Raw genomic sequence first — 24,740 nt, 5'->3', positions numbered from 1 at the left:
CGAAAACGCCGTCGAGCAAGTGTGCTAAGTGAGAGACACATCAAACACATCATCGCAAGATAATGCAACAGTTGTTCCCTCCACGCACATCGCTACCTGATGCAAAGTTATTCTCGGTATTCGTGGCTAACGCCGTGCCTGTAGCCGGGTTACTTCTGTTCGAGACATCAGCGGCAGCACTGTTAGTGTTCTATTGGCTCGAACTCGGCGTGACTATGGTCTGGGCCATTGTACGAGCCATGTTTGCTGGGAAGCTTCCCAGCGAGGAGACTGACCGCGAGCCGTTCAGCGGGTCTCAGTGGGCGACGTTACGAGTTATCTTATCAAGCAGGTTCTTTGACGATAGTGATGCAGACTCAACATCTACCGGCTCCAGTTGGCGAGCGCGCCAGATTCCAATCCCAAGAACCGAGGTTGGTATCTATCTCGGGACCATTCCTGGGCTCATTATCGTTATTTTCTTACTCAGCGTAGTGTGGGCTGGATTCGGTGGGATAGTCGCTGGGCCAGTTGTTGCCGCGGCGAACATGACCGAAACTCCGGCATGGCCACTTACTGGTGCCGGTGTCGTCTTTCTGAGTGAAGGGTGGCAAACAGTTTCAGACTATTTTTACCGCGACGGCTACCGTGAAAAATCAGTCTGGACAGCAGTCAAGGGGGTGTTTTACAGAGGACTCGTGATCGTTGGTGTTGGATTACTCGTGTTGCTGACTGTCCGTGAATCTATAGAGGGTACGCCAGTCAGTCTTGAGCGTGCGGCCAGTGTCCCACTATTGTTCACTGTTCTCGCCTCCAAGTTCCTGATCGATCTTGTCGCATACTATGTCAACGGGCTTGAGCAGTCATTTCAGGAGCTGCTGTTTCCTGATTGAGCTCGCCCTGTACTGCCCTAACTGGTTTGTTTCTCCCTGTATTGGCCGAACCACAACTTGTAGGGCAAGTCGTTATTCAACTCTCAGAGTTATCTTCTCTGTTGATGAGATGAATAGACTGCTCAGTAGACTCCGAGTTGATCGGTCGGCCAAGGCCAATACTGAGTCCTGAAATCAACGAATTTTTCATTTATATCTTGTATGTTGTTATTGATGTTGGGGCTCACTTTGGCTAGTTATGTGCCTATTTCGCCTCTTAAAATAGGGGCAAGCGACCCCATTGGAATAGTCCTGACTGTTGCTCTCGTGGTGGTTGTAAATCTCATTATTTATGTCCTGAAAAAAGCGTTGAAAACAGTATTATAAAACGACTTTCAGACAAGTGTAGAAAGCCCGAAACCGACGATGGTTCATGTCGAAAACTTCCGGCTCGACAAGCAACGTCGCTTAATACTGCGAGTACAGAGGTGCGAAATGTGTCCCTGGACAGAACTCTTGTGGGTACAGTCCTGTTCGGAGCTCTCACACTGAGTGTTTACGGATCTCTGCCCGGAGTAGCCGGTGGGGCCATCGCGACCGCAATAGGGGTGGCCGCGACGATCCGCGGAGTCGAAAACGTGAGCGATTGGTGGAGATTATTCACCACTGAGTCGGTGCCACTTCGTGAATCTATCACGACTGACGGGTTAGTTCGAGTCCACGGGACCGTTCGCCCGCCTCGATCAGGCGACACCCTCGTATCACCGATTCGGGGAGAAGAGTGCGTAGCATACGAGTATAACATTACCCGTCAAGTGCAGGGGACTGGAGACCCTTCTATGGACGCTGGTATGGAATACAGTCCGTTCATCGTTTCTGACGGGACGGCCGAGATATATGTCAATCCCACCGATGAGAGTCTCTCACTGAACCACGAGATAAACACGGTCACAGGTTCTGAACTGCTGGAACGAGTAGATGAAGCAAGACTCGATCTGGACCCGTCGGCGCACACGGACTCCGGCTTGTTCAATAATCCAGTCGAGTTAGTGGAGGGAACACTCGGTGTCGGCGAGAAAGTACACATCGTCGGGAAAGCACGCACAGCGCCGGAACAAAGGGCCGCAGGTGCAGATGCAGTCATGACACCGAAGGAGGGACACCTGATAGTAGCAAACGATGAGCCACAAAGTGCCGCGTTGAGAACGGGTGCTCGAGGACTCTTTCTGCTAGTTCTCGGCATCTTACTCAGTGGTTTCGGCTTAGTCGCTTTCATGACCAATGTCGGCAGTCTAATTGAGATATTGCAGGTTATCGGTAGTGTTTGAGTTGTGGTATCCTCGGCCCCTTGTGCTGGGTGCAAATGAACGCGTGTTGATCATCAACAGTCACGTCCACGTCGCGACTGTGGCAGTCTTTCTGGTTTTATCAGATCTTCTGAACGTCGTGTAAACTGGAAGGCGTAGGTCGATAAGAATGAGTCCGATTGGATGTGGCTGAGAAAAACACTTGGATGGCTGCGAAGACAGGGCACTTCTCAGCACATACAACAATTAATTAGCCCTCTCGCCCTATATGTCGAGACAGAATGCCAATCTCCAAGGAAGAATTCGAGTCGGGAACAGTAGAAGTGAGTGGTGACGAACCGATTGCCAACGACGAAGAGGGACCAATCGAAACTGAAAAAGACCTCATAACATCGTTCTTAAGCGAGCGCCCGGACAAAGCATTCACTGAACGGGAAATTGCTCTCGGCGTTGATTTTAGCCCTGTATTTATGGATCGGACGCAGAATCCACTTGGGGCGTTCGCTGACGGTCTGATCGACTTCGCCGGTGATGTTGCCGCCACGACAATCGTCGTCAATGATATTGACGAAGCACTCACCGAACTTGTTGAAGAAGGAATCGTGACGACCAAACAAATGGAGACGGAAAGCGGAACTTCAGTCTATTACAAACTGGCATAGCTCACAGTAAGGGCTCACTTGTTGCTGTCGGCCTATATACATCGCATCCACCCGAGCGAGAGTTCTGAGCACTCTCTATATTTGCACAGCATCGAGAAACTGCGGGCATTGAGGCGGTTGTTTGTGGTAATCTGGTCAGTACAGAGGTTGTATATGTCACTCTGTGAAGCTGTATGACGATCTGGATATTGAACCAGCCCGGGAGCGGGTGAAGGAGACAGACGACTTCCCGCCGCTGTCGCGGGTGGCCCAACCTCCCCGTGGATTAGTGCATTGCGCAGTGAGAACACACCGAAATCGGTATTTAGTATTCCTAAATAATTACAGATGTGTCAAAGCTGTCTCTGATAAGTATAACACTGGGGGTTATGCTGCTCGGAGCTGCTGGATATATCGCATACTCCCAACAGCAAAGCCTCTCATCCGGAGTACAGATTGAAGCCACCGTAGAGAGCAAAGATATCACCTATTCCTCAGACAATGGAGGTAGGTACACACCCCACGTTACGTACAGCTACACGTACAACGGAACCCAGTACACTTCTGAGAACATCAGACCGGGGATAGGAACAAAAACGTCCAACACAAGGACTGCCGCCGAAAACAGAATCGACCAGTATAATGTCGGGGAGACAACCACGGCCTATGTTGTGCGAGGCTCGCCCTCGAAATCGTATCTCAAAAAGAAGAGTAACCCGCTTCCACTTATGACTAACCCTCTGCCCGCTATAATCGGCGTTTTAGGCTTGGCCTTTGTCGGATTACCAGTCTACAAATCCGCGGCTTCTTAATTGCGAACTGCTCTGTCGAGGCGACACCCATCCACTCGGATACTGAATCTATGCTCTGTGCTCTGCTCTACGTCTCAAATGCCATTCGGAACGAGGTTATCACATCTTGAGGTCGGGCTCACATATGAGTGGCACGTATCGACCCATTTGAGCGGCACTGACTCCCACACCTTGCGATGGCTGATGCGCGCTCTGTATCCAGCAAGTTATGATGAACATCAATGCAATCTGTCAGAAATGTCAGCTGTCATTCGCAGGCCTACTGACCAGCCAATCCACGATCAATAGTTCTGCAATCAGCACCCTGTTGAGCGGTCCTACGCCCCCTTTCGACTAACCAACACTGGACCACTTCTGCCACCAAGTGTTGGTTAGCAGACCACCACCCCGGAAGTACAAGCTATCTTTATTACACCCTATCACAGGCCGCCAGAGTATCGCCTCCACAGCCACTCAAGTGCCCGAACTGCAAATCACACCCATCTCGATCCTCCAGAGCAAGCCCACTCAAACACGCATATTCTCGCACTACTCGTCCCCTCCCGGAAGTACAAGGGGGCTTTACATACAACTCGCCCGTCAGCCACAGATACGTACTCGCGCCGTTGTGGGGCCTGCCTCACCAGGCCCCGGCGCGGGGTCGCGAGCTGTCAGGAGTCGTCTCGGAAGCCATCGCAACCCATGCCAAATAGCTACGCAAGTCGTCAAAAAGACAGAGGTATCGCTGTCGCGCTCAGGCCGTCGCCACGACGTGTTGATGCTCGTTCTGGGCGGGTGTCGGTTGGAGCGTCAGCCCAGCCAGCGCCAGCTCCCGAAGCACCTCGGGCGGGACACCCTCAGTCTCGGGAAGCACGGCATCGAGCGTCCAGGCGTTGTGTTCCGAACGCACCGGCGGCGTCGTCTCGACCAGCACGGTCGGCACGGTCTCCCGCAGCGCCCGGGCAGCACGCTGGATACGCTTCCGGTTCTCGACCGTACAGCGGACCGAACTCATGCTTCCACCGCCCGGACGAGATCGTCGACAGACCTCGGACCCTCGTCGATGGACGACGTCGACGACGGCCCGGTCCCGATCCTCGAGGCCGCCGACGTCGACTCACGTCTCGATGTCCGGCCCGAAGAGTTCAGTGAGCTCAAGACCAACCAACAATCGGCGCTGCTTCGGTATCTGCGCCGTCTTACTCCTGAGGCTACAGTGGGTTTAGCGGGTCTGTGATGGGTGGTTTCGGGCGAATTTTCGAGGCGAAGCTGCTTCGGATCTACTCTCGATAGTCTTTTTATGTCGTACTACTAACCAGACCGGTGAATTTCTAAGATCCCCGGCAGCGTTGCCACTCAGGAATCCGTATTGCCCCGGACAGAGTATCTCTCTATCCGATTCCGGTCTCCTTCTTCAGCAGCGTGAGCGTATTGTCACCCGTCAACTCGACATAGAGAGCAAATCGACCGCTCGCCAAATCGAGTACAGGAGGCACGCGAACGCGAAGTCGAAGAACCGTAGCCCGAAATCATCTGAGGTGGTGGCAGCCATGAACCGTTTGATCGACCTGTACCCACTCTTGATCTCCCAGCGATAGCCGTACTCCGTGAGGTGACCACTCCCGCAATTCGTCATGAACACCGAGTACTGCCGGTGATCGTCGTGTTCGAAGTCTTCTTTTCGACGATAGATCAGTGTCGTCTTGTGCCACTCACTCTTCTCGAGATGGAGTTTGCGGTCAGTCTCGTACCGGTCCTGGTCACGCTGGAGCAATCGCTTCGCCTGAGCCTTCTCGCTGGTCTGCATTCGCTTGGGAACGACGTAGGAAAGGCCGCGCTGGCCGATCATCTCTAAGACGTGCTGGCTATCGAACTCCCGGTCCGTCAGCACGTTATCGACGTGAACGAGACCCTCAGCCGAATCGAGCAAGTCATCGACGATCTCCAGTCGTGTCTCCCCCTTTTGCACCGGCCGCGCGTCCAGCACAATCGGGACGGCATTGCCGACCAACTGCACCGTCGCCCGCTGGTAAGCGATTCGTCGGTCTTCTCCTTCGTCCCGATGATCTCGTCTTCGTAGCCCGTTCTATCGCCCGTGAATGGGTCAGCTTCGGTAATGTCGAGTGCGACGATCCCTGCTCGAAAGAACTGCTCTGTCTCGGCAACTTCGTTCAGGAGCCGAGTGATGGCCTGTCGGTACATCTCTCGCACTTGGTCAATCGAGCGGTCCCGAATCTGCTCCCGATGGGTGTGGCCCAGCGGCGTCCGATCCCGAGTCGACTCGTAGACGAAACTGCGAGCTCCCTCGTTCGCAGCCAGCCGTTCGCGAAGTCCGAGACATGTCTGCAGGCCCCAGTAGGCGTTCTCGTGGATCTCACACCCTCGCCACGGTCCAGCGAGAATGCTGGGAAGACGACGCGGCTGATGTGACCGCTGATCTTCGCTGCTTCTTCTAAAACAGTCTGGTCGTCTGGATCGGTCGCCCCAGACTCGTCGTTATGATACTGGAGGTTCCGTTCCGGGTCACGAGGAGCCGCAATACGGCATTCTGTGCGTTGATGAGGAGCGTCCGAGCCGTTCTCTCAACTGTCTCACGGAGGTCGGCACTGAAGCGCTTGTTCCAGCTGCGCCAGAGTGTCGACTGATCGGGAACGGAGTCGAACTCGAGCGAGCGACGGGTACCTGAGTGCTGCCGAAGACACTCGACGAGCGCTGTTTCGTGGTCCCAGCCGTACACCTCTTTCAGCAGGAACGCTCTGAAGAGCTGTGGCATCTCATATCGGGTCGGACCGGAGTACTGGTTGTGGGGATTGAAATCCACGTAGGAAAGTGGATACTGACAGACGAACGCCTTGACCGAGTCGTGGGCGTTTTGCTCGAACCAGATCCCAGAGCGGTCCGGAAATCCTCATGAGCGCCGTCAGTGAACGCTGGTCGTACAGTGGTGTCGAGTCGTAGGCCGGCCAGTCGAGATACTGTGTTGTCGCTATGGAACCGAAGATCTCCCGCCGAGAGACGGCAATCGGTGCCATCCGGGACATGTCTGCCGGTCTGGGCTTATTATCTGAGGTTCTCTCCGACGCTCACGAGCGGGACTCAGGTCTCCTCAGCTTCGGGATCGTTCACAGACAGCAATCCCGTCGCCATCAGCCGTCGCGTGATTGCGACCAGCCCGTTGTCGAATCCGCGGCCGAAGACGCCTTGTTCGTGCTCACGGCCGTCTGCCCCCGTTTCGGTGAACGAACTCACCAGAATCGCCTCGCGGTCGGCCAGTAACAGGCGACTGATTTCGGTATCGTCGCCTGGAAGCGGTGATCGGCTCAACCAATCCAATTCCGAGACGAACACTTTGACACTAGAGAGGGCATCTTGAACCGTGGCCTGGAGCTCTTCATCGACCGTCCCGATGATGACGTTCACACCTCGTTCCTGAGCCGACTGTAGTTGTTCGGCCAGCTGGTCGGTGAAAATACTCTTGTGGCCGACCACGAGGAGCAACTCCTCTGTCGCTCCCTCGACCAACTGCCGTGTCCGGCTCGTAATGCCCCGATTCCCTGAGATAGACCACACCTCGTGGGTAGCCTCTGTCGAGTCTCCCTCGTCAGCTGGGTCGAGTCCGCTCAGGGCGCTCCGGAGTGACTCGGTCCGCTCGGCGTACTTCGACTGGAGAGTGTTGACAGCCTCGTCGATGGAGACCGCTCGAAACACCTGCGGGTTCGAGTGCTGGGTCTCGACTAGTCCCTTCGATTCCAGGACGCGAATCGCGTCGTAGACGCGGGTCCGGGGCACCTCGGAGGTCTCGCTGATGTCCTTGGCCGTCCCACGCTGGCGACGTGCGAGCGCCACGAACGACTTGGCCTCGTACTCTTTGAGCCCGAGTTGCTGGAGCAATTCGATCGCTTGGTCTTGGTTTGAAACATCGTCCATTGGTCCCAACCTCGATTGCTACCTTCTGGTTCGTGCCCTGGGTGTTTAGTACGTCGCACGAGAGATACCGATGTCACTCAAATCCTCACAGAGTACCCTCGTCTTTGAATGTTTTGGGCGTCTCAGAACCGGTACCATTCGGACATTCACTCAGTTAATCACAGTACTTCTTTGTGCGGGTAGCACGAGGGGTAGAGTGGCGTGTAGGCACAGATTTGGTCCCAACCTCTCTGTCGCTACACGTCAGAAACCACCATACCCGGTGGTTTTCACGTGATTGGTGACGAGCTAATGTCCGGCGACCCATCCGACCTCGCACGATCCACGGCCGTCAAGCAGCTCAAAGCGCTTGGCCTCAGTACCTACGCCGCCCGGACATTCGTCGCCCTGGTCAGTCTGGGCGAAGGGACTGCACAGGACGTGAGCGACGTCGCTGATGTCCCCCGAACACGTGTCTACGACGCAGCCGACGAGCTTCATGACCGCGGTCTCGTCGACGTGAAACAGTCGAGTCCCAAGCGATATTGGGCCATTTCGACGGAGACGGCCGGCCGTCACTTCGAACAGGAGTACGACCATCGAGTGATGGTCCTGACAGACGCGCTCGACCAGCTTGCATCAGCGAATCGCAGTACTGAACAGCAGGGTGTCTGGACGGTAACCGGCCGGGACACGGTGACCGAACGCGTAGTGGATTTCATCTCGTCCGCTGATGATGAGGTCGTGTATATGACTGCCGAGGAGCTACTGACCGACGAAATCACTGAGTGCCTCTCGACCGTCAGTGACCGTGGGGTCTCGATCCGGCTCGCAGAGATGTCAGAATCCGTCGAATCCCGACTCGAAGGGAACGTACCTGACGCGCAGCTGTTCGAATCGGTGTGGGAATGGTCGGATACGCCTGCTGGTCGCCTCCTCATGGTGGACCAGGAAAAGACGCTCGTAAGTGTGCTCGTCGGCGGTAACGGTGAACACCCACCCGAACCGCGTGACGAAACTGCTATCTGGGGCGCAGGTCAGACGAACAGCCTTGTCGTCGTGCTGAAAGCGCTGTTTACCTGGCAGCTCGACGACGACCGCGAGGCGGCCAATAAATAGTCACTCAGATTCTCATACCAATTTTATACGGGCCCAGATAGTAGGGATGGTACACGAAGCCATAGCGGTTTCCCCCGCTTGTGGTTCGCCCTACGGCAATTAGTGACGGAAAATGCACGACGATACAGACGAGGGAGGTGGCTCGGATCCGACCGGCCAACCCGAAAGCACAGATACAAGCCCCACTACGGTTCGTCATAACTGGAGGAAATCGGGCCGCCCTAGTGTGGCGATTGTCGAAGCAGTTGCGGCGGCCACCAACGAGGAAATGACTGACCTCCCACCGTTACACGAGACGATCGAAGCCAGTGCACTCAATACGCTGCTTGATCGCCAGTCGTCGTCGGTCGCAGTCTCATTTCAGTACGCCGGTACTGACATCTCAGTGGCCGAGGACGGCGGCATCGAAGTCCGAGTTGATGGACTCCCTCGGGAATCGGAGTGATACCCACAACTACCGAGTGATCGATTGGTGTGGTAACTTTGTAGAAACTACATTACATTAACTCGGCTATGATATCAAAACACCCACAACCCTATTCCTCTGGGGACCCTATTCATAGTACGGAACACAGCACACACTGTGCGTTTAGCCCACCGTGAGGGCTGCTTGAAACGGGAGTACCCGTTCGCAGTCATCCATTTCTCTTCGCGCAACGGTTGCGCGGAACGCATCACCAAGTGACGCGTTTCGCAACAAGATCCATCTACAAATGTCGAGCAAAAAAAACGAAGGGTCTGGCGGCACACTGAATGAACTGTTCGAAATACTCAGCCACGAGTACCGGCGTCGCATTCTCCTGGCCGTTGCCCAACAGAACCCGCAGGACGAGGACGACATCACATCGGAGGCAGTCGCGGAAGAGCACGGTGACGATGGCGACGCGCTCGAACATGTAAAGACGGGACTTCACCACGTACATCTCCCAAAACTGGCCGACGCAGGTTTCATCGACTGGGATCGTGATTCCGGAACTATCACACGCGGCCCTCGGCTCGAGGAGATTGAGCCGCTTCTCAAATTGATGCACGATCATCAGGACGAATTGCCTGAAGACTGGCCGTAGGTTCTACAGGCGGAGCAGGCCGAGTGCCTCGGGGCTTGACCCCGAGGCGGTTCACAGAACCGTTGCCATCGAACTGCAGTGAATCCTCCCCTCGCAGGTGTTGTGTGAGTTGGTCGACAGGCGTCCCGTCGGGTGTGTCAGCCATCCGGCGGAGGGCCTGTCGTCGCTGCTGGTAGGTCAACAGCTCTAGTGCTGTCTTGGTCGTCATCCGCTGTTCTGAGTTGTTTATGAGTAGTCCCACCATGTCCAGTCGGGACATCAGCTGGCACGAACATGGACTAGATACTTCACTGACATAACGGAAACCCGTGCCGTTAACCCGGGTCCTCAAAGCACACAGAGGATTCGAGGTGGAATTGGCTCATTCTGGTACATATTGATCTCAAAACCGTCTGCATTGAGATGGCCAGTCTCAACTTCCGAGCCTTTCCGCCGATAAACCGTATGCTACTATAACGAATCCAAACGCTCTCGTATCTCCGAAGCGTCCAAACCCTCCAAACTCTCCAAACCGTATTTGACCACGAGTGGGTAGAACGCGCGGTTCTTCTCGAACTCCTCGTCGTATTCGTACTCGTACTCCGCCTTGAGGATGTTGTAGAGGCGTTCGAGGTCCTTCTTCTGGGACTTGGGCAGGTACATGTAGGTCCCGACTTGCTCCTCCTTTACCGACCCGTCATCGACATCAGTTTCGTCTGGTTCGGAGGGTTCGGAGGGTTCGGACTGTTTGTCTGGTTTGGACAGTTTGGACGATTTGTCTGTCTCGGCTGGTTCGTCCGTCTTGGATTCACTCACGTCTTGGGCTCGTTCGTGTGATTGCTTCCGTCGCTGTCGCAGTCGTTCGGAGCGGTCGTCGCTCATGCAGTCACCTCCTGGAAGTCGAACTGCTCGTCGAGGTTTGCGGCCAGTTGCTCGAAGACCTCGATCTGGTCACAGTCCGGTTCCTCGACGAAAATTGAGGCCCCATTGGAGAGGGCGCGCTGGATCGCGGCTCGTTCGCGGACCTCCCACGACGGTGTATCATCGAAGGCGTTGTCGATCCACTCGATCATCTCCTGGGCCTGTGTCTTCCGAACGTCGATCCGGTTGATGACGACCCCTCGTTCGTGGATGGTAATCTCGTAATCGCGCTCGAGCGCGCCGATGTGGTCAAACAGTAGCTCGAAGGCCCGTTTGCTCGTATCTTCTGCCAGCGCCGGAATAAGGACGTTCTGTGCGGCAAACATGGCGTTGTCCATGAGGTTGCCGAGGAAGGGCGGGCAGTCGATGATGATGTACTCATACTCGTCTTCGATGTGTTCCAGCGCGAGTGCGAGTTGCTCACCGGAGCGTCGGGAGAGTGTGAGCTCCGGTTCGACAGCAGTCATATCGATATTCGATGGGATGACAGCCATCTCCTCGTGCTCGCGGACGAGCTCACCGATGCGGTCGCGCTGCTCGGAGTCACTGAGAATATCGAACAGTGATGGTGGCTCGCTATCGTACGCTTCGCGAAGGCCGAGGTTCTCTGTCGCGTTCCCCTGTGGATCGAGATCGACAAAGAGGACGTCCCGGCCACGGGCATTCAGTGCCCCAGCGGCGTTGATGGCGACGGCTGTCTTCCCAACACCTCCCTTCTGGTTACTGACTGCTATTTTGGCTGGTTCGGCCATACAAACTATCAAAACTGTCCGAACTACTTAGTACTGCGTCAGACGAGCGTCGTCGACTTCGGATTTGAGGGAGAACTCTGGTGAAACCCGCGCAGTGGTCAGAACACGGCGGTAGTACAAGTACTGGCGGTCGCGTGGTAGTAATGTGGAGTGTCCCGTGCTGAGTGTAGCCGTTGTGATGAGTATACTGAATGGGTCCAAAACCGCCCCAGTGGGTCTAACAGCTCGGGGCTTTGGAGGCTGCCAGAGTGACGAGCGCTGGAAGATAGAAGTTTACAGTATAATTAATTAGCCCTGATTAATTAGCTGGCATATGGTCTCTGAATTGATTTATGATCCTGATGAGTTTTTCAACTCTCAAGCATCAAGCGTGTCGTTTCGGGGACCAATTTTAATAATTTTAATGGCCGCAGTAACCAACTTGATAACTCCATTAATAATTATTTATAGAATAGCTACCGCCGCTCCACAGGAGGTGCGGTCATTTGTCATGTTTATCGGATTCTTAGGAGGAATCTCTGGCCTATTTAGTATATTTATTATGTGGTCTCTCACTAGTATATTTTTTCACACTGCGGCATCATATTTAAACTATAGTGGATCTCTACGGGAAACAGCGCTGCTTTCAGGATGGGGGTTTTTTCCACAAGTTCTCACAGGTGCATACTCGGCAGGGATGACCCATTACGTCACTGGACAAATATTCACACCAGAGAATGTTAACCAGGAACAACTTCAGCTACTAATTACATCGGTAGTACGTAATCCGGCTTCAAGTTGGATCTCGTTCATTTCTATACTCGGCGTTTTGTGGAGTTTTTTTCTGTGGACGTTAGCGGTTAAAAATTACTATGGAATGTCGTTGAAGCGTTCTGCAATTATTTCAGGGATCCCGTCGCTGGTTATAATCTTACTGAACTCGTATACACTAATTAATCACATCCTATAATATGTTAAAATCAGGGATGGTTTTGGATGATGCCCTACCTTTGATTTGATATTTCATGCATCCCGAATTGACAATTACCAATATGCTTATTGAACTATGATATCATATTCGTCTCATATGAAGTGGACACAAATCGTAAACATACTATCAGCCAGTTCGCTCGTGACGGCTATGATCATTGCTGGTCTGGTCGGTGGGACTACAGGATTAGTTTCTGCAGAGGATGTTACACTTGAAGAAGGGGATGCTTCCGTATCTCAAACCAATGCTGGCCATGTCCTCGTCGGTGAAGTTTGCGAAGAATCCGACAATAAGAAGCGGTGCCAAGCGGTGAGTACGTACTCTGATCTATCCTCTCTCGGGACCACTGCCGCTTTGTGTGCTTATGGTGGTCCGGTAGGATGTGGATTAGGTGTTACACTCTTCGCCTGAGATTAACACCGGCTGGATCAAGTAACGTTTAATTTGACTTTAGGAATCTATGAATGAGCGTTCATTTACATTCTTGAGGGGCTTATATACAAGAAATAGATATCCTTTATATACCTCAATGGTAATATATCTGACTGGTGTGTTGCTCGCCTGGATCATTCTTGCGACTAGTGATCCGGATGTAGTTGCAAGCTTTGCGTCGGGAAACAATCCAGCACAAACACCCGTACAGAACGATATGAACATCTTGACGAATAACCTGATAGCCACAGTAGGAATATTCGCAGGAATATGTACTTTTGGCACCAGTGCAATCGTCATAATCCTAGCTAGCGGCTATGTTCATGCTACAGCGGTTTTACTGCTCACACCATCTCTCCCGGAGTTTGTTCTTCTTTTCGCGTTACACTCAATCATCGAAATTCCCGGCATCTGGATTGCAGGTAGTGTTGGACTGCGAGTGCCATTCGACTTCACACGGTACATTTTATTTGAGAATTATACCTTGGACACAACTAGAATAGCGCTTGATTTGATTATTTTAGGGTCTGTATCAGTCGCATTTATCTTTGTTGCAGCTCTTGTCGAGATGTTTATATCGCGTCAGGCTTACAACTATATTTCTTGAATTTTACCTTCTACAACCGGTTAGAACCCATATTATGATGGTTGACACACTGCGGACATGGCTTGAGTGTAAACACACTGCAGGTGTATTGTCAATTAATAAGACTACTCCAGTGATCGGTCAGAGGAAGTATCTGTCTCACGCTCGGAGAACGACTCCGGAGAGACGGCCTCTTGCATCGCTGTGAGCTTCGACCGCAGTTGGCCGCTCGTCGAGCGCACCAGCTCATCGTCTGGCCAAGAATGGACATCGAGGCCGTCGAAGCGGGTTGCCACCTGCTGGACCGTGTTCAACTGTTCGAGGGCGTACTCGACCCAGTACTGGTGACTGTCTTGCATCTGCTGGAGTTCCTCGACCACGTCGTCGTAGCCGGCTTGCTCGGCGGCGGTGAGACACTGTTGGAAATTCGCGCCACGGGGATTGATTGGCTCGTGGAAGACGACAACCTCACCGAGCGCTCTAAAGTAGCTGAGTAGCTCGTGAAAGTCGTCTTCGCCCATCGTGGGGTATGTGGGTGACATCGAGACGAACACCGACACACCGGCCTGCTGGAGTTCGTCTAACGCCTGCCAGCGAGTCATCGGCGATATTCGCGATGGACGGGCAAGTTACATAGAGACTGATGAATTGTAGGCGAAGATCGAGTGGACTAAGGATTTGATTGGTGCATTCGTCCACCAGCTGTTGGCGATTAAGCGAATCATCATCGAAGTATCAGACAAGTACCGCCCCGATCCAAAACACTATGCTGAGCAGCGAGAGGGCCGCTGGAGCAGATGAGAGAAGCCGTTCACCCCTCCCCATATCAACACGCTTCCACCTGCCTTTTCGGCCATTTTCTTCGAACAGTTCTTGAGCTAGTGATGGATAGCTATCATCAGTAGTTGACTCATCAGGTTCGGAGAGGTACTCACGTCCGACATACCTAATCGGAAGTGACAGCACTGTGTAACCGAGATTTATCCATAAAAGCTGTATAGCTGATATTTCAGAGGAGAGTAAAAATACCTGTGCAGATACTATCCCAAAGAGTATTGCGACTGGAATTCTGAGCGTTCCACCTAAAAATGCGTCATATGCTTCCTGAAGTAGTACCTGATTTTGGCGTACCGCACTTGCATACCTACTCTGGATAGATAGTGAGTGGCCAGATGAGGGTATTTTGTTGACTGGTATGACGACTTCAGACGAATCGAAGTGAATCGAACTTCGATACCCCACGGTCAGATTAAATAGTTTGTACTCTCCCTTCAGAAAGAAAATTACTGCTGTTGCAAGAATGGAAATAGAAAGGAGGAAATTGATCGCGATAATTCCTTGCAGCGTCACAGCTGACATCTCAATTGGGAGTTGACCAGCTGGTTTAGCGTATGCTGCTGCCTCTCCGGGGATTTTTGGAATAAGATCATATGTCGCGACAGCAATCGTCGCAATCACGGCGACTATCGTGATGCTAGCACCTAAAAAGCCCATAGCAAGGGACTGAAGATTGTGATACCGGTTCTGTTGCCACGTCAGCATTTGCTGTAGGGCATCTCGATCTGCATATGAGACCTGTAAATCTGCATCTGACGACTCAACCATTGATCTCCTCAATGAACTGGAAAAGAATCGTTAGGAGCGTAACGATGACAATGAGGGGGATTGCGAGGTCTACAAAGAGATTTACCAGCGAGGCGGTATTCCCGCCTCGCAAGCTTTGTGTGATAATGACAAGGGTAACTACCGCGAATATCAATATGAGCAGATTTGATGCTGTCTCAAAGGCATCGGCCATACAGAACGTACACCATCACTAGTAAAATCAGTTCTGGGATAGTCGGTTTCATTTGTACCACAATCAGGTAAGACGTGGATACAGGTCCCATCTTGTAGCTAACCGTACTAAGAACCAAAGCCTGTGCTCGACTGAAGATAATAAGATCTCAAAAGATTCGGTACCCCACTCTTGTTCTCGATAGTTGGCAGCAACTTCGCCGTCGATACCAAGGAAGAGCGGTCGGCCTTGGGTGAGTAGTTCACGTTCGGAACGGTCAGTACAGGGTAACCACACATTATTCAACACGTTGACCAAACCGACATCTATCAAGAAAGATATAATAGATGCAGAGGGTAGAGTCAGCACAGGTCTCGGCGTGGCGGATCAACCGCCGGTCTCGGACAATGGGGGCGGAGGCCGTACGTCTTCATTGAGGTTCATGATGTTGTCGGGACCACTCAGATAATCAAGCATGTGCCGCACTTGCTTGTCCTCCGTCCGTTGGTAGAGCAACCGATCGTCATCTAGGATATCCCCTGCGCAGAGTTTCTGGTCTGATTAACGAGCTGCCCCTCGAAATCCACATATTCCCCCCCCCAAATTCTGTGACTGTTCATCGTTACTATGCCATGTTACATCAGTGTGCTCGGGCCTCCTCAATAACAATCTCAATCAACTAGTTATTGCTATTATTAAATAACTCCAGTAGCCATATTTATACAATATCTCATCGTAATCCTTGCTAAGTCATGCACAAATATACCCGCCGGCAAGTGCTTTCAACGGGCACTCTCAGCGGTTTCGGGCTGCTCACTGGATGTATGTCGAGTGATGATAATACCTCTTCAGATACGGAGACAGTTACGCCTAAAACAGTTTCTGGAGGCTCACTCGTTGAAATTGGAAATCTTGAGATCTGGCCTCGACGAGTGTATCCGGTTAGAGAAATCGTTGATCCTGAGGTATCTGATCATGTCTACAAGGCCCCGCAGGATACACAATGGATTCTATTTACAATTCGTTTTAAGCACTTAGGAGAAAAAGAAACAGAAGTTCAAATTCCACGGTGGACTAAGTTTGGTTTCATAGTAGGTGGGAATTCGTATCCTGCTAAGCTTACTATTCAGGAAGATATAGAGGAAGAGAATTTTCACCCTTGGAATACAGAGCCTGGAGAATCGATTGAGTCATTTCGTTCAACTGAAGAATCACTCCACCATCCCGCAAATACAGAGAAACGTTTCGGGATTATACCCATTCCACGAAAGCACCACTATACAGAAGGTAAACTAGGGTACTCCCCTGATATTGATAACACGTATGAGATCAAGTGGGACAGTCTAAAACAAATTTATGAAAAAATACCATAGGTTATCCTTGATGATTCGTGGGTGCATAGCTACAATGCGTGTCAAAGCAGGTAGGTTTCTCAAAATCTGAGGTGTGCAAAAACCTAATTTGTTTGACACCGTGTCATTACTAAGTTAACATGATCAAAAATAGATTAAATAGTAATGAAATTAGCATAAAGCATTAATTACTGCTCACAATAATTACTACACATGACGAATAAGAGGCGCCGTCGGATCATTAAAGGATTAGGGATTGGTCTTTTTTCAGGACTGAGCGGTTGCTCCAGTACGAGTTCAGAGCCTGATAATCCAACCAAAATAAATTCTAATCAAAACACTCCCCAAAGCACCACTAGCTCACAGGAAACTAGTACCCCCTCCCGTTCAAAGCCAAAATTAGCTGGATACGGGTTTGCAGAATACGGGATTACAGGAGATGTATATGTTGAAGAGGACAATCCCGAATTTTTACAGATGGACCTCACGAATAAATCCGGTCGAACTTATCCGGCAGTTCATATCGAGTTCCTAGATAAAGAGACATGGAGAACCCAGTATGGACCAGGAGAACATACGAATGTCTTCTTAGATGTAGGGGAACCCCTTGAACCCGGAGGACGGTCCCCAATTGAAAAATTCACAATTTACCCACAATTGTGGCCAGAAACACTCCCTGATACAACACCGTATGATCCGAGGGAGGTGCCCAGCGATCTCATTAACGAGCAGAAACAAATTCTCCACGGAGAAATAGTATCTGATGAGATCCATATCCCCCTTCCGGATACGATTGATGCCTCGTCAGTGAGCCATGGATTTATTCAGTCAATTCCTACGCCAACTGAACAGATACGATTTGAGATCGGGAGCGACTCGGACCTCGCTGTCGACTCTAACGCCGGAATTCGAATACCTAGTGAAATACTCCCGTCAGCATATCACGGTGGGAATCCATACCGTATGGAACTTACTGGAGTAACCCAAGAACTTTTCCGGCTCGTCACCCTCCCAGTTCCTGAATTCTCGATATCGAACTTCACTGCTAACGGAGAAGTTGACTCGGAACAATTAGTATGGGAAGATCTATCGTATGATCTAACAGTCGGTGATGCACTTGTTGATGAATTTACCCTAAAAACAGCTGTGGACGGAGTTCCTGGTGGATTCGAAGAGACATCAGTTCAACCGGGCACGACGAATAGTATTAGCCTTACAGCAAGCACAGATCGGTCACTTGGTCTCCCCGTAGAGACAGAACAAATTTCTATCCTATCGATGACGCCCTACCCCGTTGCTGAAGCAACAACGGACATCTCTATTTCTGAGTAGTAGCCTAATTTATCCGACCATTGGATCATGTGCCACTTAAAACCTGAATCAAGTCTATGATATATAATGCCACGGGTTTGTTCCATGCTTATTGAGCAACTGTTGCAGGAAAATACCCGAGCAATAGGTGGCTGTCAGGAAGTGGAGTTAGGATAGATAACCAACAATTATGGGTCCTATACACCCTTTGTTTGTTAACGCTCTATTCAACCTACACTGTCGCTGCCACGTGCTGATACTCCGCTTGCGACGGCGTCGGCTGTAGTGTCAATCCAGCGAGCGCTAACTCTCGAAGTATCTCCGGCGGAATACCTTCAGAATTACGCAACACAGCATCGAGCGTCCATTCATCGTACTGACTCGCACTCGGTGCAAGCACGTCGACCGACTCGGTCGCCACCTCGTCTCGAATCGCTCTTGCAGCCCGCCGCACCCGCTTGCGTTCTTCCACAGTGAAGCTCATGACTCAATACTCCGGGCAAGATCACCGACGACAGCAAGGGGCAGGCGTATGGGTGGTCCCTACTTGACCAGGACTGTGAGGTCATGGTGTGGGATCAGCAGTTGGCGGTTCCAATGGGCGAGTGTAATCATCATAAATACATATAGAATTGATACTTCTTCGTTCTATATCATGTTGAAGTCTCTTTTAAGCGCCTGTAGTGGTGCATGTCGGTAGATTTATTCTCTTCGTAAAGTGACAACGTATCATGGATTCGGGCCAAGTGATCGCAATTGTGTTGGCAATCCTTATGTTGCTTTCTGGGTGCTCGGGTCTTGGCGGAATAGACCAGACTGAGCCAACCCGGCCGGAGTCGACTGAAGTAAGCGATAGCCCAACTGAAGAACCGGAACGCGATACCGAAGTCACTGCTGCTACATCGACAGTAACACCGACATCGGTAGACTCCGATGATGACGGGCTGAATGACCGGCGTGAAGCCGAACTCGGAACGGACCCAGACAAGGCTGATACAGACGGTGACGGTCTCAATGATCATCGTGAGGTGACTGAGCTCAAAACGGACCCAACCTCAGCAGATACGGACAATGATGGGCTTGCTGATCCCACTGAATTGGAGCGTGAGACAAGTCCACGTAGCCGCGATACGGACAACGATGGGCTCATAGACAGTGCTGAAATTGAGCATGGTACGAATCCCACTGTTCGGGACACTGATGGGGACAACCTTCTCGATGGCTGGGAGGTCCACAGCGAGGTTTATCCAAACGCGAATCCACTGCACAAGGATATTTACGTCGAAATTGACTACATGAAGAGCTACTCGCTCCCTGACGAGGAGCGAGCACTCATCAGGTCCAAGTTCGCTAATGCACCGGTGTCAAATCCGAATGGAACGAACGGGATCGACCTTCATCTCGTAAGGAGTGAACAGGTTCCCTACACTCGTACGCTTGGTGGTATGAGAACAGACGAATACGAAGAGAAGTATTTTGACCACCGCGGGCAGGCATATCATTACGCGATTTTGGTTGACCGGAGTTCTCTCTCACCTTCTGTCGATGGTGGCGCCTCTCCGGGGTTGGTACACGTGTCGGGGACCGTTGACGACACACGCATGGGGACCACGTTCATACACGAACTTGGGCACTCGTTGGGCCTAATGCCTGATATATACCATGGCATCGACAGCACTGATGTTCCGTTTGACGAATACCCGAGTGTACTGAACTACAACGCTCCCTCGGATCACTACAGCTACACCTCAGAAGCCGCTTCCAGCGATGGCTTTGACGACTGGGAGTATATCGAGCAGAAAATGCACACCCCACCAACTCGGCTCATGCCGGCCCCTAATGCTCTAGATCAATGCGTTGCCGTTTCGTTTGCAGGCGGCGATGGGTCCGATAGTAATCCGTACCAGATCGAGACACTCCATCAGCTCGAGTGCATCGGCGTCGACTCTGATGCGAATTATGAACTCGTCTCGGATATTGACGCAACGTGGCGCACTGGGTTCGACCCGACACCACGTTTCTCTGGAACGCTCGACGGGAACGGCCACACAGTTCGTGGACTTACCGTTCATCGGTCGGGCAGCGCCGGTGGGCTCGTCAGGGCACTCAACGGTGGCACAATCAAGCGAATTCATCTTCGAAATGTCTCCGTCCGTGGACATGAGAATGTCGGAGGCATAGCCAGCACCTCAAGTGGTACGATCACGCAGGTTACGGTTACAGGGAGTGTTCGTGGAGAGTGGCGTGTCGGCGGTGTCGCTGGCGTTGTTGCCGAGCCGAATGCCAACTACCGGATTGGCGAGATATCCGCCGTCGAAGTGAATGCCACAGTTGTTGGTGAACACAACGTTGGCGGTCTCGCCGGCAACAGCATTGGAAACCTAACAAACTCAGCAGTCTTCGGCAGCATCCGAGGCGAATCGGAGGTCGGCGGACTGGTAGGAACGAACTATGCACCTGGTCGGGTCGCTTCCTCGTTTAGTGCCGCGACTGTTAGCGGCGAAGAGCGTGTGGGTGGCGCTGTCGGTCGAAACTACGAGAATGGCCCGGTTGAGGATGTCTACTGGAACGCTGACACCGCTGGCCAGCCAGCGTCGGCCGGCAGCCCCACGTCAAACGGGCTTTCCGTAGACGAGATGACTGGAGAAGCCGCCACAGAGAGTATGTCTGGGTTTGATTTCGGCGGGCCATGGGTTACAACCGACGGCTATCCCGTGCTTGACTGGCTCTCTGAGCGTGTCACACGCGAGATACGTACATAGCCAGTCTTGAGCTTACTCGCGCCATCGTGGGGTCTACCTCACTAGATCCCGGCGCGGGGTCGCAAACTGTCAGGAGTAGTCTCGAAACCACTGCGACCCATGCAAAGAACACACATGATTCAGTAAAAAGTAGAGGTATCGCTGTCTCGCTCAGGCTGTCGCCACGATGTGTTGATGCTCGTTCTGGGCGGGCGTCGGCTGCAACGTCAGTCCAGCCAGTGCGAGCTCCCGAAGCACCTTGGGCGGGACACCCCCGGTGTCTCGAAGCACGGCATCGAGCGTCCAGGCGTCGTGTTCTGAGCGAACCGGCGGCGTTGTCTCAACCAGAACGGTCGGCGCAGTTTCCCGGAGGGCACGGGCGGCACGCTGGACACGCTTCCGGTTCTCGACCGTGCAGCGGAGCGAGCTCACGCTTCAACACCTCGCACGAGATCGCCGACGAGCGAGCCGCCAACATATGGCCCAACATCCCAGCCACGCTCCCCACGTGTGTACTCGCACCACTCTGCAAGCGTCTCGAAGGGCGTATTCGCCAACACAACCTTGTCGGAGTCTCCACCAGCGGCGACAACAGCCACGGCGAATTCGTAGCTATCCCAGTAATGCGCGGCACCCTCGCCGTCGACGCCGAGAAACAGCGGGCGGCCCTGGGTGAGTAGTTCGCGTGCGGTACGTTCTTGTGGATTGGATTGCGTAGTTGCCATTGGTTCTTCCTGGAACCACGCGCCTCGGTGTACTAGCACCGGGGCGATTTCGTAAGAAATCGACCAGCAGCGCGTGTGTTCCTATCTAATTTGTTGTGGCGGCACACCAATAAAACTATTGTTCTGTTACAACAATAAGGATGTAGCTCCCTATGTCTACGAAGGGCCCGGAACCAACAGTCAGCGATCGAGAACTAATCGAAGCAATCAATCGGACCAGCAGACCATTTGCGACAGCTGGTGAAGTCGCTGAATTGGTCGATTTGTCCAACTGGAGAGTACGTCAACGTTTAGAGCGCCTCGACGAACAGAACGAAATCAATCGGTCTAGAATCGGCGGTGGTCCTTTCATTTACTGGTTAGATGGGTCGTTCTCTGATGAATCTAAGTAGCGTCGCCCGTAATCAGTGAGCCACCACGCCCTGGCATTCCCGATTTTATCAGATTCCACCAGCCTCTCTTCTTCTAACCGGCTGAGTCGTTTTGATGCTGCTTGTTGACTAATTCCGACCATCTCTGCGATTTCTGTCGTCCCGAGAGCAGGCTTATAGGCCATATGCATGGATCTGAGCAGTTCCTCGTCAGAGACAGCCGGGTCTGGCCCAGGACGGTTAGTCACATCCTATCTGTCGCTCCCCTCGCTAAAAGGGATATTTGTTCTATAACCGTTGTGTCTACACAACCTATAAGTGGGGCCAACTACCTTGTTTATCATATACGACGCTGACTGAAGCGGTTAATCCCGAATAAGCGTCGCACCGAACCCATGACAACCGGCAAGCCCACCCACGAAGAGTCGCATCGCTCGCCAGCGCACTTTCGCCCACATATTCGCCCATCGGAAACCGCCAGACGGCAGCCCGGTCGCTCACATTCGCCCATCATTCGCCCATCGCCTGAGCGGCCCACGAACACGCCACAGCGGCCCGCAGACGAAAATCGGCTCGCGAAAATCGACTTTCGCCCACGCGGTCGCCCCAGCCTTATCAGCCAACTGCCCAACCCAGCAGCCATGCCCACGCAGGGAGGCAACCAATGACCGCCTGGCACGACTGCACCGCCCTCCAGCGGGATCTCCTGAAAGCGATTGCAGACCACGACCACTACGACCGCGAGGCCACTGCCGACGCCCTCCAGATCGCCGTCGAAACCCGGCGCGAGGCCACACTCGATGACGCCCGCGTCACGGACAGCCTCGCCGAGCTCGAAGCGAACGACCTTGTCACCACCACCGACGGAACCTACGCCCTGACCGACCGCGGCCAGGACGCCATCACCCAGGCCGCCCGGTCGCTGGCTATCGTCACCGGCCACGATCTGGTCGCCACCGACGGCGGCACCACCATCCCCTCGCACACGGCGGCGGCCACCCGACTCGACACCGTCCTGCAGGCCGCCGAACCTGCCCTCGCTGACGAGGAACTCGAACTGCTGGACGCTGTCAGCACGTACCTCCGGAACACGGACGGCTTCGTCGTCGAGACGCATGCCGAGCCCGCAATCCGCAGCCACGCGTGTGAGGTTATCGCCACCCGCGAGGACGGCCACGGCGCACCTGCTGGCGATGTACTGGACACGCTCGCCCGCGAGTACGGAGCCCAGCGGGCGCTGACGGCGCTGTTGGATTTGCTCGTGCAGGGCGACTGTTACCAGCCCCAGCCAGCGACGCTGGGGCGCGTCGACACCGACACCGCCGACACGGGAGGTGGCCGATGACGACCTACCACGAGCTGACGGGCTTCCAGCGCGACCTCCTGGAAGCCATCGTCGCCGTCGACGACGACCCCTACGGCCTCGCGCTCAAGGACTACCTCGACGAGCGCTACGCCGACCCCATCAACCACAGCCGCCTCTACCAGAACCTCGACCAGCTCGTCGACAAGGGCCTGGTCAACCGCGACGCGCTCGACGCCCGCACCAACGTGTATACGTTGACTGACGCTGGCAGACACGAACTCCAACACCAGGCGGAAACACTCGCAGGCCTGTGTGATCTGCCCCGACCTGCCGCCGATGGGGGTGCACAGTAATGCCGCACCGACCCACGCAGCGCCGTTGCTCAGCGATCAAGAACGGGAACACAGTCGGCCGGTGTTGTCAGAGGCACGCAATCATCGGGCAAGTGATGGCCGACTGGTACCCTGTTAGAATGTACGTAGAAGTTCCACATAATCGTTTCTGTAAAACTCGTTACTGTCGTCCGAGTCGCGAAATGGTCCGCCATCGAATGCGACGACGGACCGGCTCTCGTGCCTCTGACAAGTCTCCAGTACAAAGTGTCCTGCTTTGTGCTGGCAGTTACCATGTAACAGGTGGCTATAAATGTAATTTACGGCTCACGTTAGAACCAGAATACATCACGACGGATTCGGAAAAGCGGGCTCCGGAACTGAAACAACTGATAGGTTGGGTGAAGGTATCAAACCCACGCCTGTGTGAACTGCCCCGACCCGCCGCTGAAGTCACACTGACTCAGAAGCGTCGTCAGAACGCACGAGTTCACAGTGTCGGTCAGCAGACCACTGGTTGCCAGCTAGAGGGAGCGCAACTGAAGCCACTCATCTGCTGGTATCAAAAACCCCCCGGGGTGCTGGTCCCAAGATGGTGCGTTGCACGGACCCGGCGGCAAGGGCTCCAGAGTCGGGAACAACACCCGCATAAGTGTAGACAAAACATTATAAATAGGTCTTGTGGCGGCCGGTCACAGCAGCGCGGTCACATGGCTGGTATGCCCATCGCTGGACACGCTGCAGGTACAGCGTCGCCCAAGACTAGCCAAAACGACCGGTTTCGCTGTGTCGGCAATGTAAGGAATGGTGGGCAGCCGGGGGGAAGTGGCGTGCAACGCACCATTGGAAGTCGTCATCCACGACGACAGGTCCTGGCCCCAGGCCAATCGATGAATTGGGTGGGATCCATGGGGAGATGGAGCGGGGACCAGAACCCAACCGACCACTATTCACTTGGTAAGGAAAACGCCTGTGATATCCTCCCGCAGTTTACTCATTCGCCGCCCAGTATGAACCCGCTGACAGGCCGCTCCCGACTCCGGGAGGTGGCCCGATGACCGCCCAGCCGAGCGTCGGCGAGATCGTCGCCATCACGACCACCGACAGCGAGCCGCTGTTGCTGGTCTCTCACTGCCACGAAGAGCACGCTATGGGCGTGTTACTGGCCGACCTCGCAACGGAAACGCTCCATCGGCTGCGGGCGTCCGAACCCGACACAGCCACACGCCAGCAACTGGCGCAGGCCATCGGTCAGACTGACGAGCTGATGTCGTTCACGGTCCCGACCACAGATTGTGCGCTGGTTGAACGCGACAGCAGCCGTCCTAGCCCTTTCGAAGGGGAGGATGCCTAATGGCCCGCGCCGACCCATCGTTGGGCACTGCGACCGACACAGCGACCACAGAACCCGATCAGTGGCGACTCCGCTACATGGTCGGCGACCTGGAACACTACACCGAGTGGACGGCCGACTTCCCCACCATCGAGAACTACTACGACCAG

28 protein-coding genes and 1 pseudogene are annotated in these 24,740 nt (G+C 53.5%); 17 read left to right on the top strand and 12 right to left on the bottom strand.

Going from position 1 to position 24,740, the window contains the following annotated elements:
- Positions 1 to 62 precede the first annotated feature (62 nt).
- From DVK01_RS11980 to DVK01_RS11965, 4 genes are all read left to right on the top strand, one after another.
- Positions 63 to 872, top strand: a complete 810-nt coding sequence (locus DVK01_RS11980) for a DUF6498-containing protein (protein WP_121536889.1) — start codon at positions 63 to 65, stop codon at positions 870 to 872.
- 818 nt (positions 873 to 1,690) lie between these two features.
- Positions 1,691 to 2,179, top strand: a complete 489-nt coding sequence (locus DVK01_RS11975; RefSeq protein ID WP_101351623.1) for a hypothetical protein — start codon at positions 1,691 to 1,693, stop codon at positions 2,177 to 2,179.
- 260 nt (positions 2,180 to 2,439) lie between these two features.
- The gene (locus tag DVK01_RS11970) at positions 2,440 to 2,820 is read left to right on the top strand and encodes a hypothetical protein (protein ID WP_101351622.1); all 381 of its coding nucleotides are present in this window, start codon (positions 2,440 to 2,442) and stop codon (positions 2,818 to 2,820) included.
- Between the two features lie 329 nt (positions 2,821 to 3,149).
- Complete coding sequence (locus tag DVK01_RS11965; RefSeq protein ID WP_101351621.1) at positions 3,150 to 3,611, top strand: DUF3592 domain-containing protein; 462 nt, start codon at positions 3,150 to 3,152, stop codon at positions 3,609 to 3,611.
- 733 nt (positions 3,612 to 4,344) lie between these two features.
- On the opposite strand, the gene DVK01_RS11960 is transcribed toward DVK01_RS11965, so the two are convergent.
- Positions 4,345 to 4,605, bottom strand: coding sequence for a hypothetical protein (locus DVK01_RS11960; RefSeq protein ID WP_101351620.1), 261 nt, complete (start codon positions 4,603 to 4,605; stop codon positions 4,345 to 4,347).
- Between the two features lie 48 nt (positions 4,606 to 4,653).
- On the opposite strand from DVK01_RS11960, the gene DVK01_RS21840 reads away from it, so the two are divergent.
- Positions 4,654 to 4,827, top strand: coding sequence for a hypothetical protein (locus DVK01_RS21840; RefSeq protein ID WP_157829448.1), 174 nt, complete (start codon positions 4,654 to 4,656; stop codon positions 4,825 to 4,827).
- Between the two features lie 154 nt (positions 4,828 to 4,981).
- On the opposite strand, the pseudogene DVK01_RS11955 reads toward DVK01_RS21840, so the two are convergent.
- Positions 4,982 to 6,622 (bottom strand): annotated as a pseudogene (locus DVK01_RS11955) (transposase).
- A gap of 64 nt (positions 6,623 to 6,686) precedes the next feature.
- Positions 6,687 to 7,517, bottom strand: coding sequence for a TrmB family transcriptional regulator (locus DVK01_RS11950; protein ID WP_199722335.1), 831 nt, complete (start codon positions 7,515 to 7,517; stop codon positions 6,687 to 6,689).
- 291 nt (positions 7,518 to 7,808) lie between these two features.
- Here DVK01_RS11950 and DVK01_RS11945 point away from each other — a divergent pair, with 291 nt between their 5' ends.
- The 3 genes from DVK01_RS11945 (at position 7,809) to DVK01_RS11935 (ending at position 9,682) form a co-directional block, all read left to right on the top strand.
- Positions 7,809 to 8,615 carry a TrmB family transcriptional regulator gene (locus tag DVK01_RS11945; RefSeq protein ID WP_121536885.1) on the top strand — a complete coding sequence of 269 codons (807 nt, stop codon included), beginning with the start codon at positions 7,809 to 7,811 and terminating at the stop codon, positions 8,613 to 8,615.
- 226 nt (positions 8,616 to 8,841) lie between these two features.
- Positions 8,842 to 9,060, top strand: coding sequence for a HalOD1 output domain-containing protein (locus tag DVK01_RS11940; protein WP_233562771.1), 219 nt, complete (start codon positions 8,842 to 8,844; stop codon positions 9,058 to 9,060).
- A 268-nt stretch (positions 9,061 to 9,328) separates the two neighbouring features.
- Positions 9,329 to 9,682 (top strand): helix-turn-helix transcriptional regulator, encoded by a 354-nt coding sequence (locus tag DVK01_RS11935; protein WP_199722333.1) that lies wholly within the window; start codon positions 9,329 to 9,331, stop codon positions 9,680 to 9,682.
- Positions 9,683 to 10,132: 450 nt separating this feature from the next.
- Here the strand turns inward: DVK01_RS11935 and DVK01_RS11925 are convergent, their stop codons facing one another.
- Together DVK01_RS11925 and DVK01_RS11920 are read right to left on the bottom strand one after the other, a co-directional pair.
- A complete protein-coding gene (locus DVK01_RS11925; protein WP_121536881.1) occupies positions 10,133 to 10,543 on the bottom strand; it encodes a hypothetical protein in 411 nt (136 codons plus the stop codon).
- Positions 10,540 to 11,334, bottom strand: a complete 795-nt coding sequence (locus DVK01_RS11920) for a ParA family protein (RefSeq protein WP_121536879.1) — start codon at positions 11,332 to 11,334, stop codon at positions 10,540 to 10,542. Before DVK01_RS11920 ends, DVK01_RS11925 begins: the two co-directional genes overlap by 4 nt.
- Positions 11,335 to 11,647: 313 nt before the next feature.
- On the opposite strand from DVK01_RS11920, the gene DVK01_RS23000 reads away from it, so the two are divergent.
- The gene (locus tag DVK01_RS23000; RefSeq protein ID WP_121536877.1) at positions 11,648 to 12,283 is read left to right on the top strand and encodes a YIP1 family protein; all 636 of its coding nucleotides are present in this window, start codon (positions 11,648 to 11,650) and stop codon (positions 12,281 to 12,283) included.
- A 481-nt stretch (positions 12,284 to 12,764) separates the two neighbouring features.
- Positions 12,765 to 13,343 carry a stage II sporulation protein M gene (locus DVK01_RS11910; protein ID WP_121536875.1) on the top strand — a complete coding sequence of 193 codons (579 nt, stop codon included), beginning with the start codon at positions 12,765 to 12,767 and terminating at the stop codon, positions 13,341 to 13,343.
- A 104-nt stretch (positions 13,344 to 13,447) separates the two neighbouring features.
- Here the strand turns inward: DVK01_RS11910 and DVK01_RS11905 are convergent, their stop codons facing one another.
- From DVK01_RS11905 to DVK01_RS11900, 3 genes are all read right to left on the bottom strand, one after another.
- Positions 13,448 to 13,924 (bottom strand): radical SAM domain-containing protein, encoded by a 477-nt coding sequence (locus DVK01_RS11905; protein ID WP_121536873.1) that lies wholly within the window; start codon positions 13,922 to 13,924, stop codon positions 13,448 to 13,450.
- Between the two features lie 133 nt (positions 13,925 to 14,057).
- Positions 14,058 to 14,927 (bottom strand): hypothetical protein, encoded by an 870-nt coding sequence (locus DVK01_RS21615; RefSeq protein WP_147435166.1) that lies wholly within the window; start codon positions 14,925 to 14,927, stop codon positions 14,058 to 14,060.
- The gene (locus tag DVK01_RS11900) at positions 14,920 to 15,120 is read right to left on the bottom strand and encodes a hypothetical protein (RefSeq protein ID WP_121513829.1); all 201 of its coding nucleotides are present in this window, start codon (positions 15,118 to 15,120) and stop codon (positions 14,920 to 14,922) included. Before DVK01_RS11900 ends, DVK01_RS21615 begins: the two co-directional genes overlap by 8 nt.
- An 803-nt stretch (positions 15,121 to 15,923) precedes the next feature.
- On the opposite strand from DVK01_RS11900, the gene DVK01_RS21610 reads away from it, so the two are divergent.
- Positions 15,924 to 16,472 carry a hypothetical protein gene (locus DVK01_RS21610; protein WP_147435164.1) on the top strand — a complete coding sequence of 183 codons (549 nt, stop codon included), beginning with the start codon at positions 15,924 to 15,926 and terminating at the stop codon, positions 16,470 to 16,472.
- A 192-nt stretch (positions 16,473 to 16,664) separates the two neighbouring features.
- Entirely contained in the window at positions 16,665 to 17,783 is a 1,119-nt protein-coding gene (locus DVK01_RS21605; protein WP_147435163.1) for a hypothetical protein, read from the top strand.
- A 211-nt stretch (positions 17,784 to 17,994) separates the two neighbouring features.
- Here the strand turns inward: DVK01_RS21605 and DVK01_RS11885 are convergent, their stop codons facing one another.
- Entirely contained in the window at positions 17,995 to 18,246 is a 252-nt protein-coding gene (locus DVK01_RS11885; RefSeq protein WP_121513185.1) for a hypothetical protein, read from the bottom strand.
- 247 nt (positions 18,247 to 18,493) lie between these two features.
- Here DVK01_RS11885 and DVK01_RS11880 point away from each other — a divergent pair, with 247 nt between their 5' ends.
- A complete protein-coding gene (locus DVK01_RS11880; protein WP_121536869.1) occupies positions 18,494 to 20,524 on the top strand; it encodes a hypothetical protein in 2,031 nt (676 codons plus the stop codon).
- A 150-nt stretch (positions 20,525 to 20,674) separates the two neighbouring features.
- Here DVK01_RS11880 and DVK01_RS11875 read toward each other — a convergent pair whose 3' ends face one another.
- Positions 20,675 to 20,935 carry a hypothetical protein gene (locus DVK01_RS11875; protein WP_121536867.1) on the bottom strand — a complete coding sequence of 87 codons (261 nt, stop codon included), beginning with the start codon at positions 20,933 to 20,935 and terminating at the stop codon, positions 20,675 to 20,677.
- Positions 20,932 to 21,228 carry a hypothetical protein gene (locus tag DVK01_RS11870; protein ID WP_121536865.1) on the bottom strand — a complete coding sequence of 99 codons (297 nt, stop codon included), beginning with the start codon at positions 21,226 to 21,228 and terminating at the stop codon, positions 20,932 to 20,934. The genes DVK01_RS11875 and DVK01_RS11870 overlap by 4 nt, the downstream gene beginning before the upstream one ends.
- Positions 21,229 to 21,380: 152 nt before the next feature.
- On the opposite strand from DVK01_RS11870, the gene DVK01_RS22995 reads away from it, so the two are divergent.
- A complete protein-coding gene (locus DVK01_RS22995) occupies positions 21,381 to 21,620 on the top strand; it encodes a FaeA/PapI family transcriptional regulator (protein WP_121536863.1) in 240 nt (79 codons plus the stop codon).
- On the opposite strand, the gene DVK01_RS11860 is transcribed toward DVK01_RS22995, so the two are convergent.
- Positions 21,581 to 21,784, bottom strand: a complete 204-nt coding sequence (locus DVK01_RS11860) for a winged helix-turn-helix domain-containing protein (protein ID WP_121537305.1) — start codon at positions 21,782 to 21,784, stop codon at positions 21,581 to 21,583. The two genes, DVK01_RS22995 and DVK01_RS11860, sit on opposite strands and share 40 nt — an antisense overlap.
- Positions 21,785 to 22,263: 479 nt before the next feature.
- On the opposite strand from DVK01_RS11860, the gene DVK01_RS11855 reads away from it, so the two are divergent.
- The 3 genes from DVK01_RS11855 to DVK01_RS11845 all read left to right on the top strand — a co-directional run bounded on the left by DVK01_RS11855 (position 22,264) and on the right by DVK01_RS11845 (position 24,591).
- Complete coding sequence (locus DVK01_RS11855) at positions 22,264 to 22,944, top strand: transcriptional regulator (RefSeq protein ID WP_121536861.1); 681 nt, start codon at positions 22,264 to 22,266, stop codon at positions 22,942 to 22,944.
- Positions 22,941 to 23,258 (top strand): PadR family transcriptional regulator, encoded by a 318-nt coding sequence (locus DVK01_RS11850; protein WP_121536859.1) that lies wholly within the window; start codon positions 22,941 to 22,943, stop codon positions 23,256 to 23,258. The genes DVK01_RS11855 and DVK01_RS11850 overlap by 4 nt, the downstream gene beginning before the upstream one ends.
- A 1,033-nt stretch (positions 23,259 to 24,291) precedes the next feature.
- Positions 24,292 to 24,591 carry a hypothetical protein gene (locus DVK01_RS11845; protein ID WP_121536857.1) on the top strand — a complete coding sequence of 100 codons (300 nt, stop codon included), beginning with the start codon at positions 24,292 to 24,294 and terminating at the stop codon, positions 24,589 to 24,591.
- Positions 24,592 to 24,740: the final 149 nt, after the last annotated feature.

The sequence above is a fragment of the Haloarcula sp. Atlit-120R genome, assembly GCF_003665885.1.
In the GTDB taxonomy this organism is placed as follows: domain Archaea; phylum Halobacteriota; class Halobacteria; order Halobacteriales; family Haloarculaceae; genus Haloarcula; species Haloarcula taiwanensis.
Note: the sequence above shows the minus strand (reverse complement) of the source record. Positions and strands in the feature narration are given on the sequence as shown.